We start from the raw sequence: 14502 nt of genomic DNA, 5'->3' as shown, positions 1-14502 counted from the left end.
CGCCGAGCCTCGACAAGTTCCTCAACGTCATCCGCAAGGGTGGCGGCACCGTCGAGAACGTCGACGTCTGGGGACGTCGTCGCCTCGCGTACGACATCAACAAGAAGTCCGCGGGCATCTACGCGGTCATCGACATGACCGCCGAGCCGGCTACCGCCAAGGAGCTGGACCGCCAGCTCAACCTCAACGAGTCCATCCTTCGGACCAAGCTCCTGCGCCCCGGCGCCTGAGACACAGGGGATCACCATGGCTGGCGACACCGTCATCACCATCATCGGCAACCTCACCAACGACCCCGAGCTGCGGTTCACCCCGTCCGGTGCGGCCGTCGCGAACTTCACCGTCGCCAGCACCCCCCGCACGTTCGACCGCCAGTCGAACGAGTGGAAGGACGGCGAGACCCTCTTCCTGCGCTGCTCGGTCTGGCGCGAGGCGGCGGAGAACGTCGCCGAGTCGCTGACGAAGGGCACCCGGGTCATCGTCTCCGGTCGGCTCGTCCAGCGGTCCTACGAGACCCGCGAGGGCGAGAAGCGCACCGTCTACGAGCTGCAGGTCGACGAGGTCGGCCCGTCGCTCCGCTACGCCTCGGCCAAGGTCACCCGGACCCAGCGGTCCGGCGGTGGCGGCGGCGGGTTCGGCGGCGGCGGTGGCGGGTTCAACAGCGGCGGCGGCCAGTCCGCGCAGCAGGACGACCCGTGGGCCACGCCCGCGGGCGGCGGCGGCGCGGGCGGCTACTCCGACGAGCCCCCGTTCTGATCGAGCACCGCTGACCGCCAGGTCGGCACCGGCGCGACGCGCGCCACCACGAACATCCCATCCCGGGGCATGGCAACGCCCCGGGCTCCGTACGTAGAACAAGGAGCACCACGATGGCCAAGGCCGTTGTCCGGAAGCCCAAGAAGAAGCAGAACCCGCTCAAGGCGGCGAAGATCGAGTCGGTCGACTACAAGGACACCGCTCTGCTGCGGAAGTTCATCTCCGACCGCGGGAAGATCCGCGCCCGCCGCGTGACCGGCGTGTCCGTCCAGGAGCAGCGCGCGATCGCGCGGGCCGTGAAGAACGCCCGCGAGATGGCGCTCCTGCCGTACTCGTCGTCGGCTCGCTGAGAAGGAGCAACAAGATGGCCAAGCTCATCCTGACCCACGAGGTCACGGGCCTCGGCGCTCCCGGCGACGTCGTCGACGTCAAGGACGGGTACGCCCGCAACTACCTCGTCCCGCGCGGTCTCGCGACCCCGTGGAGCAAGGGTGCGGAGAAGGAGATCACGGCGATCCGCCGTGCTCGCAAGACCCGCGAGATCGCGACCCTCGACGAGGCGCGCGCCGTGCGCGACTCGCTCCAGGGCAACCCGGTGACCGTCTCGGCGAAGTCCGGCGACGCCGGCCGCCTGTTCGGCGCCGTCACGACCGCCGAGATCGCCGAGGCCGTCAAGGCCGCCGGCGGCCCGTCGATCGACCGCCGCAAGATCGAGGTCGCGCAGCCGATCAAGGCGACCGGCGAGTACGCGGTGCAGGTCCGCCTGCACCCGGAGGTCTCCGCGAAGCTGACCGTCAAGGTCGTCGCGGCCTGACGCCACGCGCCAGCGCGTACCGCGCCCCCGTCCCGGTCCCCGGGGCGGGGGCGCGGTCGTGTGTGCGGGGGTCCGGCCGCCGGGAGCGGACCTCCGCGACGAGATCGGTTGTCCGGCGCGAGATCGGTGGTTCCAGGCACCGATCTCGACGCGAGACACCGATCTCGACGCGTGTGCGGGCGGGGCGATCTCCGTCCCGCGGCCGAGGCGGAGCGGGGTGGGCACCGCCTACCGTCGACGCATGGCCGATCAGCCCGAGCCCGCGAGCCCGCCGCCGCCGGAGCCCGCGTCCGACGACGCGAACACCGGGGTCGCGTACCTGCCGATCGGGCTCGTGTTCCTCGTCCTCGGGTTCTCCGGGCTGTTCAACGACAGCCTGCGGTACGGCGCGATGGCGTTCCTGCCCGTCGGGTTCGTCTTCCTGATTCTGGCGATGCAGGGACGGTCGGCGGACGACGCCGAGGACGGCGCCGCGCCCGGCGAGGGCACCGCCACGGGCGGCGACCCGGCCACGGGCGGCGACCCGGCCACGGGCGGCGACCCGGGCGCGGGCGGCGACCCGGGCGCGGGCCAGGCGGGCGACCGTCCGACCGCCTGACGCCTCCCCCCGGCCTTCGGGGGTCAGTCCCGAGCCAGCGGCCCCGCCTGCGGGACGCCCAGCGACGCCAGGAGCGCCTCGACGCGCCCCCGGATCTCGTCCCGCACCCCGCGGACCATCGCGAGGTCCTGCCCGGCCGGGTCCTCGAGCACCCAGTCCTCGTAGCGCGTCCCCGGGTAGTACGGGCACGCGTCGCCGCAACCCATCGTCACGACGACGTCCGAGGCCTGCACCGCCTCGGGCGTGAGCACCTTCGGCCGCTCGGCCGCGAGGTCGACGCCGAGCTCGGCCATCGCCGCGACGGCCACCGGGTTGACCCGGTCCGCGGGGGCCGAGCCCGCCGAGCGGACCTCGACAGCGCCGCCGGACAGCGACGCCAGCAGGCCGGCGGCCATCTGCGACCGGCCGGCGTTGTGCACGCACACGAACAGCACGCTGGGGCGGGCGTCGGTCATCGGGGGGACTCCTCGGGCGTGGGGGCGGCGGGCTTCCGGGCCCGGACGACGGCGCCGTGCATGCCGTCGGCGACGGCGTGGGTGAAGGTGACCTCCGCATCGGTGAACCCGGCTGCCGTGAGCAGGGCCAGGTACTCGCCGCGGGAGAGGGCACCGGCGATGCAGCCGACGTACGAGCCGCGCTCGGCGCGCTGCTCCGGGGTCAGGCGGTCCTCGGCCACGACGTCGGAGATGCCCAGGCGCCCGCCGGGTGCGAGGACGCGGTGGGCCTCCGCCAGCACCCGTGGCTTGTCCGGCGACAGGTTGACGACGCAGTTCGAGATGACGACGTCGACCGACTCGTCCGCCAGCGGCAGGTCCTCGATGGTGCCGCGGTGGAACGCGACGTTCGTCGCCCCGGCCTTCTCGGCGTTCGCGCGGGCGAGGTCGAGCATCGCGTCGGTCATGTCGACGCCGTGGGCGAAGCCCGTGGGCCCGACGCGCCGGGCGGACAGCAGCACGTCGATGCCCCCGCCCGACCCGAGGTCGAGCACGCGCTCGCCCGGCCGGAGGTCGGCGACGGCGAGCGGGTTGCCGCAGCCCAGCGAGGCGAGCCGGGCCTCGACCGGGATGCCGGCCAGCGCGGTGGCGTCGTACAGCGACGCCCCGAACCGGCCCTCCTCGCCCGTCGGGCCGCTCGAGCCGCCGCAGCAGCCCGCAGCGTCGGCCGACCCCGCCGTCCCGGTCACCGCCGCGGCGGCCGCGGCGTACCTGCTGCGCACCTCGTCCCGCACGTCGCTCATCGTCGCCTCCGGACATCGATGTGTGTCGATGCGATCGTGAGGCCTGCCGCCGGGCCGTGTCAACCATCGACATCCGTCGATGTCTGCGCGACGATGGCTCGGTGACCTCCGCGACGCCGACCCTGCTGCCGCTCGCCACCGACGCGTGCTGCGGCACCGGCGTGGCGCCCGCGCTCGAGGAGGAGGGCGCTCAGGACCTCGCCCGGCGGCTGAAGGCGCTCGCCGACCCGACCCGGCTCCGGCTGCTGTCGCTGATCGGCGCGCACGACGGCGGCGAGGCGTGCGTGTGCGACCTCACCGAGCCGGTCGGGCTGTCGCAGCCGACCGTCTCGCACCACCTCAAGCAGCTCGTCGACGCCGGCCTGGTGACCCGGGAGAAGCGGGGCGTCTGGGCGTACTACGCGCTCCGGCCCGGGGCGATGGACGACGTCGCCGGCGCGCTCGCCGCGGCGGTCGGCCCGCGCTGACGGGCCCGCTCCCGAGCGACCCCGAGCCGCTCAGGCGCCCGTGACCATCCAGGTGTCCCGCCGCGCGCGCAGCCCGGTCGTGACCGCTCGCGCGAGCATGAACACCCCCGCGAACGCCGCCCAGAGCCACGCGAGCCCCGCCCATCCGTCCGGCGCCCACGCCCGCACCGCCAGCGCGAACGGCACGTAGGCCACGAGCGTGAGCATGCCCGCCGCGGCGAGGAACCGGCCGTCGCCCGCGCCGATCAGCACCCCGTCCAGCACGAACACCCAGCCCGCCATCGGCATCAGCACCGCCGCCACGGCGAGGCTGAGCGTCACCGCGTGCCGGACATCCGGGTCCGAGGTGAACAGCGCCGACAGCCACCAGCCCAGCCCGCCGGTCAGCACGCCGAGCACCACCCCCGCGCCGACGCCCCACGCGAGCGTGCGGCGCAGCAGCGCGCGCACCAGCCCGGTGTCGCCCGCACCGAGCGCGTGCCCGATCAGCGCCTGGGCGGCGATCGCGAGCGCGTCGAGGGCGAACGCGACGAAGCCCCAGATCGCGTTCACGACCTGGTGCCCGGCCAGGGCGACCGGGCCGAGGCTCGTGGCGACCCACACGGTGAGCAGGATGGCCGCGCGCAGCGACAGGGTCCGGAGCAGCAGCGGGGTGCCGGTGCGCACGCCGGCGAGGATGCCGCCGGGCGCGGGCCGCAGCGACGACCCCGCGGCCCGGGCGCCCCGGACCACGACCACCGTCAGCGCGACGCCCATGGCGACCTGGGTGGCGGCGGTGCCCGCGCCGGAGCCGGCGATGCCGAGGTGCAGCCCGTAGACGAGCACGACGTTGAGCACCGCGTTGACCGCGGCCCCCACCCCGGCGACCACCAGGGGCGTCCTGGTGTCCTGGAGGCCGCGCAGGGCGCCGGTCGCGGCGAGGACGACCAGCATCCCGGGCAGCCCGGGCGCGGACGCGCGCAGGTAGAGCACCGCCTGGTGCGCGACGTCGCCGGACGCCCCGAGCGCGCCGACCGCCCAGGGCGCCACGAGCATCGCGACCGCCGCCAGGACCACGCCGAGCCCGGCCGCGAGCCACAGGCCGTCGACGCCGACCTGCAGCGCCCCGGTCCGGTCGCCCGCCCCGAGCCTCCGGGCGACGACGGCGGTGGTCGCGTACGCGAGGAACACGCACAGCCCGACGATCGTCACGAGCAGGGTCGAGGCGAGCGACAGCCCGGCGAGCTCCGTCGTCCCCAGCCGCCCGACGATGGCCGAGTCGACCAGCACGAACAGCGGCTCGGCCACGAGCGCGCCCAGCGCGGGCACCGCGAGGCCGAGGATCTGGCGGTCGACGGTGGACGGCATCTGTCCGAGGCGTGAAATGGCGGCCAACTTCTTCCCGTCCACATGGGTTCGCGGTGTTTGCGCCGGTGAGAACGTCCTGATCACAGGCGTGCCCGGCTTCATCCACACCTGTATCCACGACCTGTGGACATCTCACGGTGCGCGTCCACAGCCTTCCACAACCTCGTCCCCACCCCCTGTGGACGTCTCGCTCGACGGACCGTCCTCCGGGGTCCTAACCTCGCGTCGGCGCGCGGACCGGACACGGTCGCCCGCCCTCCGCCGGAGTGTCGGAGGGCGGTGCTAGAACGGGTGTTCGACGGCAGTCGCCGGGGGACGAGCGAAGGTGGGGCGGGCAGCAGCGTGACGATCGAGGAGCTCGAGTACGGGGCCCCCGCGGGGCAGGGCCGCGCGGCGTTCGACCGCACCCCGCCGCAGGACCTCGACGCCGAGCAGAGCGTGCTCGGCGGCATGATGATCTCCAAGGACGCCATCGCCGACGTCGTCGAGGAGATCCGCGGCAGCGACTTCTACCGCCCGGCGCACGAGGCCATCTACGACGCCGTCCTCGACCTGTACGGCCGCGGCGAGCCCGCCGACGCCGTCACCGTCGCGGACGAGCTGACCAAGCGCGGCGAGATCGGCCGCGTCGGCGGCGTGCCCTACCTGCACACCCTCATCTCGATGGTGCCCACCGCCGCGAACGCGGGCTACTACGCCCGCATCGTCCGGGAGCGCGCCGTGCTGCGCCGCCTCGTCGAGGCCGGCACCCGCATCGTCCAGCTCGGCTACGCGACCGACGGCGGCGACGTCGAGGAGATCGTCAACAACGCCCAGGCCGAGGTCTACGCGGTCAGCGACCGGCGCACCACCGAGGACTACCACCGCCTCGGCGAGGTGGTCGCCGGCACCCTGGACGAGATCGAGTCCGCCGGGCACCGCGGCGAGGGCATGGTCGGCGTCCCGACCGGCTTCGCCGACCTGGACCGGCTCACCAACGGCCTGCACCCGGGCCAGATGATCGTCATCGCGGCCCGCCCCGCCATCGGCAAGTCGACGCTCGCGCTGGACTTCGCGCGCGCCGCCTCGATCAAGCACCAGCAGGCGTCCGTCGTGTTCTCGCTCGAGATGAGCCGCTCCGAGATCACCATGCGACTGCTCTCCGCCGAGGCCCGCGTGCCCCTGCAGAAGATGCGCAACGGCTCGATGGGCGACGACGACTGGCAGAAGCTCGCGCAGATCCAGGGCAAGCTCACCGAGGCGCCGTTGTTCATCGACGACTCGCCCAACATGTCGCTGATGGAGATCCGGGCGAAGTGCCGGCGGCTCAAGCAGAAGCACGACCTCAAGCTGGTCATCATCGACTACCTGCAGCTGATGTCCTCCGGCAAGCGCGTCGAGTCGCGTCAGCAGGAGGTCTCGGAGTTCTCGCGTGCGCTGAAGCTGCTCGCCAAGGAGCTGGAGGTCCCGGTCATCGCGCTGTCGCAGCTGAACCGTGGTCCCGAGCAGCGCACCGACAAGAAGCCCGCGATGTCCGACCTGCGTGAGTCCGGCTCCATCGAGCAGGACGCCGACATGGTCATCCTGCTGCACCGCGAGGACGCCTACGAGCGGGAGTCGCCGCGCGCCGGCGAGGCCGACCTCATCGTCGCCAAGCACCGTAACGGCCCGACCGACGTCATCACCGTGGCGTTCCAGGGGCACTACTCGCGGTTCGTGGACATGCAGGCCTGACGGCCCACCGCGCGGAGGTCACGCGTCCCGGGCGAGGAACGGCACGAGCGCCTCGACCAGCTCCCCGGGTGCCTCCTCCGCGACGTGGTGCCCCGAGTCGATGCCGCGGCCCTCGACCCGCGTGGCCCACCCGTGCCAGATGCTCAGGGGATCGCCGTAGAGCTGCGCGAGGTCGTCCCGCAGCGACCAGAGCACGAGCAGGGGCATCGTCAGCCGCCGCCCGTCCGCCCGGTCCGCCTCCTCGTGCTCCCGGTCGACCGTCAGGCCCGCCCGGTAGTCCTCCAGCATCGCGCGCACGACGTCCGGGTCGCGCATCGCCGACCGCCACTCGGCGTGGTTCTCCGCGCCCATGACGGCGGGGTCACCGGTGTACCAGGCGTCCGGGTCGGCGTTGATCACGCGCTCGGGGATCTCCGGCTGGGCGAAGAAGAACCAGTGCCACCACGCGGTCGCGAAGCGCGCGTCGGCCCGGGCGAGGTGCTCGCTGAGCGGGAGGCAGTCCATCAGCACGACGCGGTCGACGCGGCTCTCGTGGTCCAGCGCGAGCCGCAGGCCGACGTAGCTGCCGCGGTCGTGGCCCACCACCGAGAACCGGTCGTGGCCGAGCCCGCTCATGACCTGGGCCAGGTCACCCGCCACCGCGCGCTTCGAGTGCGCGCTGTGGTCGGGCGCGGGGGCGGGGCCGCGCGACCGTCCGTAGCCGCGCAGGTCCGGCACCACCACGGAGAACCCGGCCTCGACGAGCGCCGGCGCGACGGCGTGCCACGTCGACCCGGTCCGCGGGTGCCCGTGGAGCAGCAGGACGGGCCGGCCCGCCCCGCCGTGGCGCACGTGGATGTCGGCGCCGTCCACCGGGACGTCCTCGACCGTGAAGCCCTCGAACACGGCACGAGCATCCAGCACGACGGGGACGGCGCGCCACCGGTGACCGGTGCACCGCCCGCGGCTCGTGGACCGGGAGGCCCGACGTCCCGGCGGTTCAGGCGGGGCTGCCGCCGTCGCCCGCGCCCGCGTGCGCGACGGCGCTCGCCAGCACGGCCCGCGCGGTGTCGAGGGTCCGCGCCGCCTCCTCCCGGTTGACCCGGACGAGCGCGAACGCGGAGATCACCAGGCCGACGCAGACGTCGGACAGCGTGCGCTGCGCCTCGGCCGGCAGGTGCGGGAGCCGCGCGCGGACGCCCGCGGTCATCGCCTGGCGGAGCTCGGCGGCGTACGCCTCGACGACGGCGGCGACGCCCTCGTCGTGCCCGATCGGCGCGTTGGCCGAGTTGACCAGCAGGCACCCGCTGGTCGCGGGCAGCGTGTCGCCGCGCAGCAGGGCGTCGCGGAGCCCGGTCAGGTAGTCGTCCAGCGCGCCGGGGGCCACGTCGTCCCCGGTGAGCGGGCGCAGGCGCGGCCGGATGACCTCGTCCAGGTAGCTGTCGACGGCGGCGTCGAACAGGCCCCGCTTCGACGCGAAGGCGTGGTAGATGCTCGACCGGCTCAGCCCGGTCGCGCGCTCCAGGTCGGGCAGCGCGGTGGCCTCGTACCCCTGCGCCCAGAACACCGCCCGCGCGGCGCGGACCGCATCGGCGGTGTCGAACGTCTGGTTGCGTCCCATGGGACCCCTCCGATGTGCGGACCGATCGGTCCAGTATATTGTGAACCGGTCAGTCCAAAAAACGAGGCGCCGTGCGCCGCCAGGACGAGGAGTCCCATGGTCACCGCAGGTCTCGTGCTCACCGGCGTCGCGGCGCTGGTCCACGTGGTCATCTTCTACCTGGAGTCGATCGCCTGGACCGGCGAGCGCGCCCGGGCGACGTTCGGCACGGGCACCGTCGAGCAGGCGGCCGCGCAGCAGCAGCTCGCGTTCAACCAGGGCTTCTACAACCTGTTCCTCGCGATCGCCGTGGCCCTCGGGATCGCGCTCGTGCTGGTGGGGCAGACCGCGGTCGGCGCGACGCTCGTGCTCACCGGCGCGGGGTCGATGGTCGCTGCCGCCGTGGTGCTCCTCGTCTCCAGCCCCGACAAGGCGCCCGCCGCGCTGAAGCAGGGCGTGATCCCGGCCCTCGGCGTCGTCGCGCTCGTCGTCGGCCTCGTCCTCTGACCCCCGCACCCGAACGGAAGGCAGCTCCCGCATGTCCCGCACCACCAGCACCCAGATCCAGCTCGTCGCCCGCCCGCAGGGCTGGCCGACCCACGACGACTTCCGCACCGTGACCGTGGAGTACGGCGACCTCGAGCCCGGGCAGGTCCGGGTGCGCAACGCGTTCCTCTCGGTCGACCCCTACATGCGCGGCCGGATGAACGACGTCAAGAGCTACACCCCGCCGTTCGCGCTCGGGGAGACGATGACCGGCGGCGCCATCGGCCGCGTGGTCGAGTCCGCCGCGGACGACGTCCCGGTCGGGGCGCTCGTGCAGCACGAGCTCGGCTGGCGCGACGTCGCCCAGGCGGACCGCGCCGCCTTCCGGCTCGTCCCGGAGCTGCCCGGCGTGCCGCTCTCGGTCCGCCTCGGCATCCTCGGCATGACCGGGTTGACCGGGTACGTCGGCCTGACCGCCATCGCCGGGATGCGGGAGGGCGACACCGTGTTCGTCTCCGGCGCGGCGGGTGCCGTCGGGACCGCCGCCGGGCAGATCGCGCGGCTCCTCGGGGCGAAGCGGGTCATCGGGTCCGCCGGGTCGGCGGAGAAGGTCGCGCTGCTGACGGAGAAGTACGGCTACGACGCCGCGTTCAACTACAAGGACGCGCCCGTGCGCGAGCAGCTCGCCGCGCTCGCCCCCGAGGGGGTCGACGTGTTCTTCGACAACGTCGGCGGCGACCACCTGGAGGCGGCCCTCGACGTGCTGAACCCGGGCGGGCGGGTCGCGCTGTGCGGCGCGATCGCGGGCTACAACACCACCGAGAAGCCGGCCGGCCCGGACAACATGGCGAACATCATCACGCGCGGGCTCACCCTGAAGGGCTTCACGCTGGCCGGGTACGTGCACCTCGCCCCGGAGTTCTCCGAGAAGATGGCCGCATGGCTGGGCGCCGGCCAGATCGCCTCCGACGAGACGATCGTGGACGGGGTCGAGAACGCCGTCGACGCGTTCCTCGACATGATGCGCGGCGCGAACACCGGGAAGATGCTCGTCCGCGTCGCCGAGGAGGGCTGAGGTCAGTCCCCGGCGGGGAACCGCGCGGCGCCCTGCTGCGCGAGCTCGACCAGGCGGTCCAGGATGGCGCGCCGGGCCGGGTGGTGGTCCTCCGACCGCGGGACGCCCGGTCGGGTGGTCGGCGGGTCCCGACCGTCAGGCCCGGCCGGCCTCCCACTCGACGGCGAACCGCTGCGGGTCGAACCGCAGCACCCGCACGGGCAGCCGTTCGCCGACCGCGACGGCGCGGGGCAGCACCTCCGCGCGCACCACCCGCACCGGCGCCCCGCCGGGGACGTCGAGCAGCAGCACGACCTCGGTCCGCGCCGGACCCTCGGCGACCGCGGGCAGCGCGCGGAGCGACTCGACCAGGGCGGTGGTGGGCACGCCGTTCTGCGCGTCCACCACCCCCCGGGCGAGCGCGTCCTGGTAGTCCCGCAGGTCGCGGGTCGCCTGGGCGCCGGACGCCAGCGCGTCGCCGAGCGACGGTCGGGGCTGGGCGCGGCTCCAGCGCAGCAGGTCGACCAGGTCGCGCACCGCACCCATGGTCAGGCGCGGCCCTCGCGGACGATCCGGCCCATCTCGCGGCCGACGGCCGGGTTGGTCTGCGCGCGCGCGGCGAACTCCTCCGCCGCGGCGGTCCAGCGGGCGGCGTCGATCCCGAGCCCGGCTGCCACGCCCGCGAGCGCCGCCTGGTCGTAGCCGACGGCCTGCGACTGGGCGATGACGCCGGCGTACTGCTGCCAGGTCACGCCGTTGGACGCCGGGGCGAAGGCCGCCTCGTCCGCCGTGCCGCCGGTGTTGCGGAAGTCCGCCTCGGCCTGGGTCGCCGGCCGGCCCATCGCCTGCGCGACCAGGGCCTGCTGGTCGGCGGCGCTCATCCCCGCCACGCCGGGGGACTGCGGTGCGCCGGAGGCCGCGCGCGCCGCCGCCACGGTCGCGTCCGCGTCACGGCCCGCCTGCCGGGCATCGCCCGTCGCAGCCTTGATCCGGTCGAAGAGGCCCATCACGTGCTCCGTCTCATCTCGGCGATCTGTCCCGTTCGTCCTATCAACCTGCAGGTCAACCGGCAAATCGACGCGGCCGGCCGCGCGCCGGCCCGGCGGAGGCCCCGAGCGCTCAGCCCCGCGGCGCGCCCGTACCCGCGCCCGGTCGCCGCCGCGGGGCGGGCCGCACGTGCGCGGCCGACAGTCGCCCGGCCGCACCGCGGAGCGCGTCGAGCGCCGCCGCCACCGCCGGCACCCGCGTGGTGCCCGGGTGCGCCACCGCCTCGATCACCCGCGTCGCCCCGGGGCGGGTCGGGTGCGCCGTGACCTCCGGGTGCGGCACGGCCGCCAGCGCGAGCCCGGGCAGCGCCGCCACGCCGAGGCCGGCGCGCACCAGCCCGAGCGCCGCGACGTAGTCGTCGGTGGCGAAGTCCACCCGCGGCGCGAACCCGGCTCGCGCGCACGTCCCGACCAGCTGGGTGCGGCACTGCGGGCAGCCGGCGATCCAGGGCCGGTCCGCCAGCGCGCCGAGGTCCACCGCGCCGTCGCCCTGCCGGTCGGACCCCGGCAGGACGACGACCACGTCGTCCTCCAGCAGCGGGACCCGGAGCCGCCGCGGCCCGTCGCCGTCCGGGCCGGTCGCGGCGTCGCGGAACACGACGGCGATGTCCACCCGGCCGGCGTCGAGCTCGGCCAGCGCCTCGGGCGGCTCGGCCTCGGCGAACGTCGGCACGAGCCCCGGGTGCCGCACCCGCAGGGCGGCGAGGGCCGCCGGCAGCAGCGTCGCGGCCGCGGACGGGAACGCCGCGACGCGGACCCGGCCGGCCCGCAGGCTGGCGACGGCGGCGACCTCCTCCAGCGTCGCGTCGAGCGCGGACTGCACCGCCACCGCGTTGCGCGCCAGCACCAGCCCCGCCTCGGTCAGGCGGACGCCGCGACCGGCCCGGACGACCACGGGGGTGCCGAGGACGCGCTCGACGGCGCGCAGCTGCTGGCTCGCCGCGGGCTGGGTCAGACCGAGCTCCCGCGCCGCCGCCGTGACGCTGCCCGTGTCGTGCACCGCCCGCACGAGGCGGAGCGCGGCGGCGTCGAGCGGCCGGGGACTCATGGGTCCGAGCATAAGCAGCACGCATGAGTTCCGCGAGAACCAGCCGTTGATCGCATGCACGCGCCGGCCGAGGCTGGAGAGGTGCTGACTTTCGACCGGCTCCGTGACCAGTTCCACCCGGGCCCCGGGCACCTCGACGCGGCGACCGCCGGCGTCGCGCCGACCCGGATGCTCGCGGCGCTCCGTGCCGACCTCGACCGCTGGGGATCCGGCGGGCTGGACGTCGCGTCGTACGAGGACGCCGTGGCCCGGGCCCGGACCGCGTTCGCGTCGCTCGTCGGCGTCCACGCCAGCCGGGTGGCGATCGGGGCGCAGGTCTCCGCGATGGCCGGCACGGTCGCCGCCTCGCTGCCGGACGGCGCGGAGGTGCTGTGCGTGGACGGGGACTTCTCCTCCGTCGTCTTCCCGTTCCTCGCGCAGGGGGACCGGCTGCGGGTGCGGCACGTGCCGGCGACCGACCTCGCGTCCGCGGTCCGCCCCGGGACCGACCTGGTCGCGTTCTCGCTCGTGCAGTCGGCCACCGGGCAGGTGCTCGACGGCGAGGGTGTCGCGGCGGCGGCCGAGGCGGCGGGCGCCCGGACGCTGTGCGACCTGACCCAGGCGGCGGGGTGGCTGCGGGTCGACGCGAGCCGGTACGACCTGACGGTCACCGCCGCCTACAAGTGGCTGTGCGCGCCGCGCGGCACGGGCTTCCTGACCGTCCGGGCGGACGCCCAGGACGTGCTGCGCCCCGTGCAGGCCGGCTGGTACGCGGGCGACGACCCGTGGGCGTCCTGCTACGGGCCGGAGATGCGACTGGCCACCGACGCGCGCCGGTTCGACGTCTCGCCCGCGTGGCAGGCGTGGCTGGGCGCCGCCGAGTCGGTCGGGCTGTTCGCCTCGGTCGACGCCGCGGCGGTCGAGGGGCACGCGCGCGGGCTGGCCGGAGCGCTGCGGACGGGGCTGGGCCTGCCGGGGTCGGACGGCGGCGCGATCGTCACGCTGCCGGACCCGGACGGCCTCCGCCGCGCCGCGCTGGAGCGCGCCGGGTGCCGGGTGGCCGGGCGCGCCGGCCGGGTGCGCCTCGCGTTCCACGTGTGGAACGACCGCGACGACGTCGACCGGGCGCTCGAGGCCCTGACCTGATCCGGACCCCCGGACCCGCCGAGCCCCGCCGAGCCCCGCCGACCGGGCGGGCGGGCCCCGGGCGGCTGCCCGGCGGGGGCGAGCGCCGCGGCCCGCGCCCCGCTACCGTGCCGGGCATGGCAGCGACGCGGCTCCTCGTCATCGGCGGCACCGGCATCATCAGCTCGGCCGTCACCCGGCTCGCCGTCGAGCGGGGGCTCGACGTCACGGTCCTCAACCGCGGGTCGAGCGCGACCCGCCCGGTCCCGGAGGGCGCCGAGGTGGTGCAGGCCGACGTGCGCGACCCGGCGTCGGTGCGCGCGGCGCTCGGCTCCCGCGAGTTCGACTCCGTCGTCGACTGGGTGGCGTTCACCCCCGAGCACGTGCAGACCGACGTCGACCTGTTCGCCGGGCGGACCGGGCAGTACGTGTTCGTCTCGTCCGCGTCGGCGTACCAGACGCCCCCGGAGCGGCTGCCGGTCACCGAGTCGACGCCGCTGCGCAACCCGTTCTGGCAGTACTCGCGGGACAAGATCGCGTGCGAGGACCTGCTGACCCGCGCCTACCGGGACACCGGCTTCCCGGCGATGGTGGTCCGGCCGTCGCACACCTACGACCGCACGCTCGTGCCGCTGGACGGCGGGTGGACCGCGGTGGAGCGGATGCGGCAGGGCCGGGAGGTCGTCGTGCACGGCGACGGCACCTCGCTGTGGACCCTGACGCACCACGAGGACTTCGCCCGCGGGATGGTCCCGCTCCTCGGGAACCCGCGGACCCTCGGCGAGGCGTTCCACATCACCTCGGACGACGCCCCGACCTGGGACCAGATCGTGCGGGCGCTCGCGGCCGCCGCCGGCGTCGAGCCGCGGATCGTGCACGTGCCGTCGGACGCGATCGCCGCGGCGGACCCGGAGTGGGGCGCGGGGCTGCTGGGGGACAAGGCGCACTCGATGGTGTTCGACACGACGAAGCTGCGCCGGCTGGTGCCGGAGTTCGCGACGACGATCCGGTTCGAGCAGGGCGCGCGGGAGATCGTGGACTGGCACGACGCGGACCCGGCGCGGCGCGTGGTCGACGCCCGCATGGACGCGCTCATGGACGACCTGGTCGCGCGGTTCCGCGTGGGGTGACGCCGGGCGCGAGTTCCCGGTTGCGCGCGAGCTCGCCGGTGGCGCAGGGACCTCCGGCGCGCAACCGGCGAGCTCGGCGAGCATGCTGGACCCCGGCCCCGCCGCAGCCCGCCGCGGGGCAGC

19 protein-coding genes are annotated in these 14502 nt (G+C 75.1%); 11 read left to right on the top strand and 8 right to left on the bottom strand.

Annotation, left to right across the window (positions count from 1 at the left end):
* From rpsF to VER05_RS00820, 5 genes are all read left to right on the top strand, one after another.
* The coding region (rpsF, locus tag VER05_RS00840) for a 30S ribosomal protein S6 (protein ID WP_324843514.1) at positions 1–230 on the top strand (230 nt) is incomplete at its 5' end.
* A 16-nt stretch (positions 231–246) separates the two neighbouring features.
* Complete coding sequence (locus VER05_RS00835) at positions 247–756, top strand: single-stranded DNA-binding protein (RefSeq protein ID WP_324843513.1); 510 nt, start codon at positions 247–249, stop codon at positions 754–756.
* A 113-nt stretch (positions 757–869) separates the two neighbouring features.
* Positions 870–1106 (top strand): 30S ribosomal protein S18, encoded by a 237-nt coding sequence (gene rpsR / locus VER05_RS00830; RefSeq protein WP_013772910.1) that lies wholly within the window; start codon positions 870–872, stop codon positions 1104–1106.
* A gap of 14 nt (positions 1107–1120) precedes the next feature.
* Positions 1121–1570: a 50S ribosomal protein L9 gene (gene rplI, locus VER05_RS00825; RefSeq protein WP_324843512.1), complete on the top strand. Its 450-nt coding sequence runs from the start codon at positions 1121–1123 to the stop codon at positions 1568–1570.
* A gap of 241 nt (positions 1571–1811) precedes the next feature.
* Complete coding sequence (locus VER05_RS00820; protein ID WP_324843511.1) at positions 1812–2168, top strand: hypothetical protein; 357 nt, start codon at positions 1812–1814, stop codon at positions 2166–2168.
* 23 nt (positions 2169–2191) lie between these two features.
* Here the strand turns inward: VER05_RS00820 and VER05_RS00815 are convergent, their stop codons facing one another.
* Entirely contained in the window at positions 2192–2623 is a 432-nt protein-coding gene (locus VER05_RS00815) for an arsenate reductase ArsC (protein WP_324843510.1), read from the bottom strand.
* A complete protein-coding gene (gene arsM, locus VER05_RS00810; RefSeq protein WP_324843509.1) occupies positions 2620–3405 on the bottom strand; it encodes an arsenite methyltransferase in 786 nt (261 codons plus the stop codon). Before arsM ends, VER05_RS00815 begins: the two co-directional genes overlap by 4 nt.
* Positions 3406–3506: 101 nt before the next feature.
* Between arsM and VER05_RS00805 the strand changes: the two genes are divergently transcribed.
* Entirely contained in the window at positions 3507–3872 is a 366-nt protein-coding gene (locus tag VER05_RS00805) for an ArsR/SmtB family transcription factor (protein WP_414647527.1), read from the top strand.
* A 30-nt stretch (positions 3873–3902) separates the two neighbouring features.
* Here VER05_RS00805 and VER05_RS00800 read toward each other — a convergent pair whose 3' ends face one another.
* Positions 3903–5219 carry an MATE family efflux transporter gene (locus VER05_RS00800; protein ID WP_324843508.1) on the bottom strand — a complete coding sequence of 439 codons (1317 nt, stop codon included), beginning with the start codon at positions 5217–5219 and terminating at the stop codon, positions 3903–3905.
* Positions 5220–5561: 342 nt separating this feature from the next.
* Here VER05_RS00800 and dnaB point away from each other — a divergent pair, with 342 nt between their 5' ends.
* On the top strand, positions 5562–6932 hold the full coding sequence (gene dnaB, locus VER05_RS00795) for a replicative DNA helicase (protein WP_154727855.1): 1371 nt from the start codon (positions 5562–5564) through the stop codon (positions 6930–6932).
* 18 nt (positions 6933–6950) lie between these two features.
* Here the strand turns inward: dnaB and VER05_RS00790 are convergent, their stop codons facing one another.
* Positions 6951–7817: an alpha/beta hydrolase gene (locus tag VER05_RS00790; protein ID WP_324843507.1), complete on the bottom strand. Its 867-nt coding sequence runs from the start codon at positions 7815–7817 to the stop codon at positions 6951–6953.
* 94 nt (positions 7818–7911) lie between these two features.
* Positions 7912–8532, bottom strand: coding sequence for a TetR/AcrR family transcriptional regulator (locus VER05_RS00785; protein ID WP_324843506.1), 621 nt, complete (start codon positions 8530–8532; stop codon positions 7912–7914).
* Positions 8533–8628: 96 nt separating this feature from the next.
* On the opposite strand from VER05_RS00785, the gene VER05_RS00780 reads away from it, so the two are divergent.
* Entirely contained in the window at positions 8629–9018 is a 390-nt protein-coding gene (locus VER05_RS00780) for a DUF1304 domain-containing protein (RefSeq protein WP_324843505.1), read from the top strand.
* A 31-nt stretch (positions 9019–9049) separates the two neighbouring features.
* Positions 9050–10072, top strand: coding sequence for an NADP-dependent oxidoreductase (locus tag VER05_RS00775; RefSeq protein ID WP_324843504.1), 1023 nt, complete (start codon positions 9050–9052; stop codon positions 10070–10072).
* A gap of 135 nt (positions 10073–10207) precedes the next feature.
* Here VER05_RS00775 and VER05_RS00770 read toward each other — a convergent pair whose 3' ends face one another.
* The 3 genes from VER05_RS00770 to VER05_RS00760 all read right to left on the bottom strand — a co-directional run bounded on the left by VER05_RS00770 (position 10208) and on the right by VER05_RS00760 (position 12145).
* A complete protein-coding gene (locus VER05_RS00770) occupies positions 10208–10588 on the bottom strand; it encodes a hypothetical protein (RefSeq protein WP_324843503.1) in 381 nt (126 codons plus the stop codon).
* Between the two features lie 11 nt (positions 10589–10599).
* A complete protein-coding gene (locus tag VER05_RS00765) occupies positions 10600–11058 on the bottom strand; it encodes a hypothetical protein (RefSeq protein ID WP_324843502.1) in 459 nt (152 codons plus the stop codon).
* 112 nt (positions 11059–11170) lie between these two features.
* Positions 11171–12145: a LysR family transcriptional regulator gene (locus VER05_RS00760; protein WP_324843501.1), complete on the bottom strand. Its 975-nt coding sequence runs from the start codon at positions 12143–12145 to the stop codon at positions 11171–11173.
* An 81-nt stretch (positions 12146–12226) separates the two neighbouring features.
* On the opposite strand from VER05_RS00760, the gene VER05_RS00755 reads away from it, so the two are divergent.
* Positions 12227–13270, top strand: coding sequence for an aminotransferase class V-fold PLP-dependent enzyme (locus tag VER05_RS00755; RefSeq protein ID WP_324843500.1), 1044 nt, complete (start codon positions 12227–12229; stop codon positions 13268–13270).
* A gap of 116 nt (positions 13271–13386) precedes the next feature.
* The gene (locus VER05_RS00750) at positions 13387–14379 is read left to right on the top strand and encodes an SDR family oxidoreductase (protein WP_324843499.1); all 993 of its coding nucleotides are present in this window, start codon (positions 13387–13389) and stop codon (positions 14377–14379) included.
* Positions 14380–14502 lie beyond the last annotated feature (123 nt).

The organism is Cellulomonas sp. (assembly GCF_035634735.1).
In the GTDB taxonomy this organism is placed as follows: domain Bacteria; phylum Actinomycetota; class Actinomycetes; order Actinomycetales; family Cellulomonadaceae; genus Cellulomonas.
The sequence above is the reverse complement of the archived record's forward strand: the minus strand, read 5'-3'. Positions and strand labels throughout refer to the sequence as shown.

Excerpts from the sequence above, each read along its gene's own strand:
- arsM (WP_324843509.1), bottom strand. The coding sequence starts at position 3,405 with ATGAGCGACGTGCGGGACGAGGTGCGCAGCAGGTACGCCGCGGCCGCC.
- VER05_RS00785 (WP_324843506.1), bottom strand. The coding sequence starts at position 8,532 with ATGGGACGCAACCAGACGTTCGACACCGCCGATGCGGTCCGCGCCGCG.
- VER05_RS00815 (WP_324843510.1), bottom strand. The coding sequence starts at position 2,623 with ATGACCGACGCCCGCCCCAGCGTGCTGTTCGTGTGCGTGCACAACGCC.
- VER05_RS00835 (WP_324843513.1), top strand. The coding sequence starts at position 247 with ATGGCTGGCGACACCGTCATCACCATCATCGGCAACCTCACCAACGAC.
- VER05_RS00780 (WP_324843505.1), top strand. The coding sequence starts at position 8,629 with ATGGTCACCGCAGGTCTCGTGCTCACCGGCGTCGCGGCGCTGGTCCAC.
- VER05_RS00760 (WP_324843501.1), bottom strand. The coding sequence starts at position 12,145 with ATGAGTCCCCGGCCGCTCGACGCCGCCGCGCTCCGCCTCGTGCGGGCG.
- VER05_RS00800 (WP_324843508.1), bottom strand. The coding sequence starts at position 5,219 with ATGCCGTCCACCGTCGACCGCCAGATCCTCGGCCTCGCGGTGCCCGCG.
- VER05_RS00820 (WP_324843511.1), top strand. The coding sequence starts at position 1,812 with ATGGCCGATCAGCCCGAGCCCGCGAGCCCGCCGCCGCCGGAGCCCGCG.
- VER05_RS00775 (WP_324843504.1), top strand. The coding sequence starts at position 9,050 with ATGTCCCGCACCACCAGCACCCAGATCCAGCTCGTCGCCCGCCCGCAG.
- rplI (WP_324843512.1), top strand. The coding sequence starts at position 1,121 with ATGGCCAAGCTCATCCTGACCCACGAGGTCACGGGCCTCGGCGCTCCC.
- rpsR (WP_013772910.1), top strand. The coding sequence starts at position 870 with ATGGCCAAGGCCGTTGTCCGGAAGCCCAAGAAGAAGCAGAACCCGCTC.
- VER05_RS00750 (WP_324843499.1), top strand. The coding sequence starts at position 13,387 with ATGGCAGCGACGCGGCTCCTCGTCATCGGCGGCACCGGCATCATCAGC.
- VER05_RS00765 (WP_324843502.1), bottom strand. The coding sequence starts at position 11,058 with ATGGGCCTCTTCGACCGGATCAAGGCTGCGACGGGCGATGCCCGGCAG.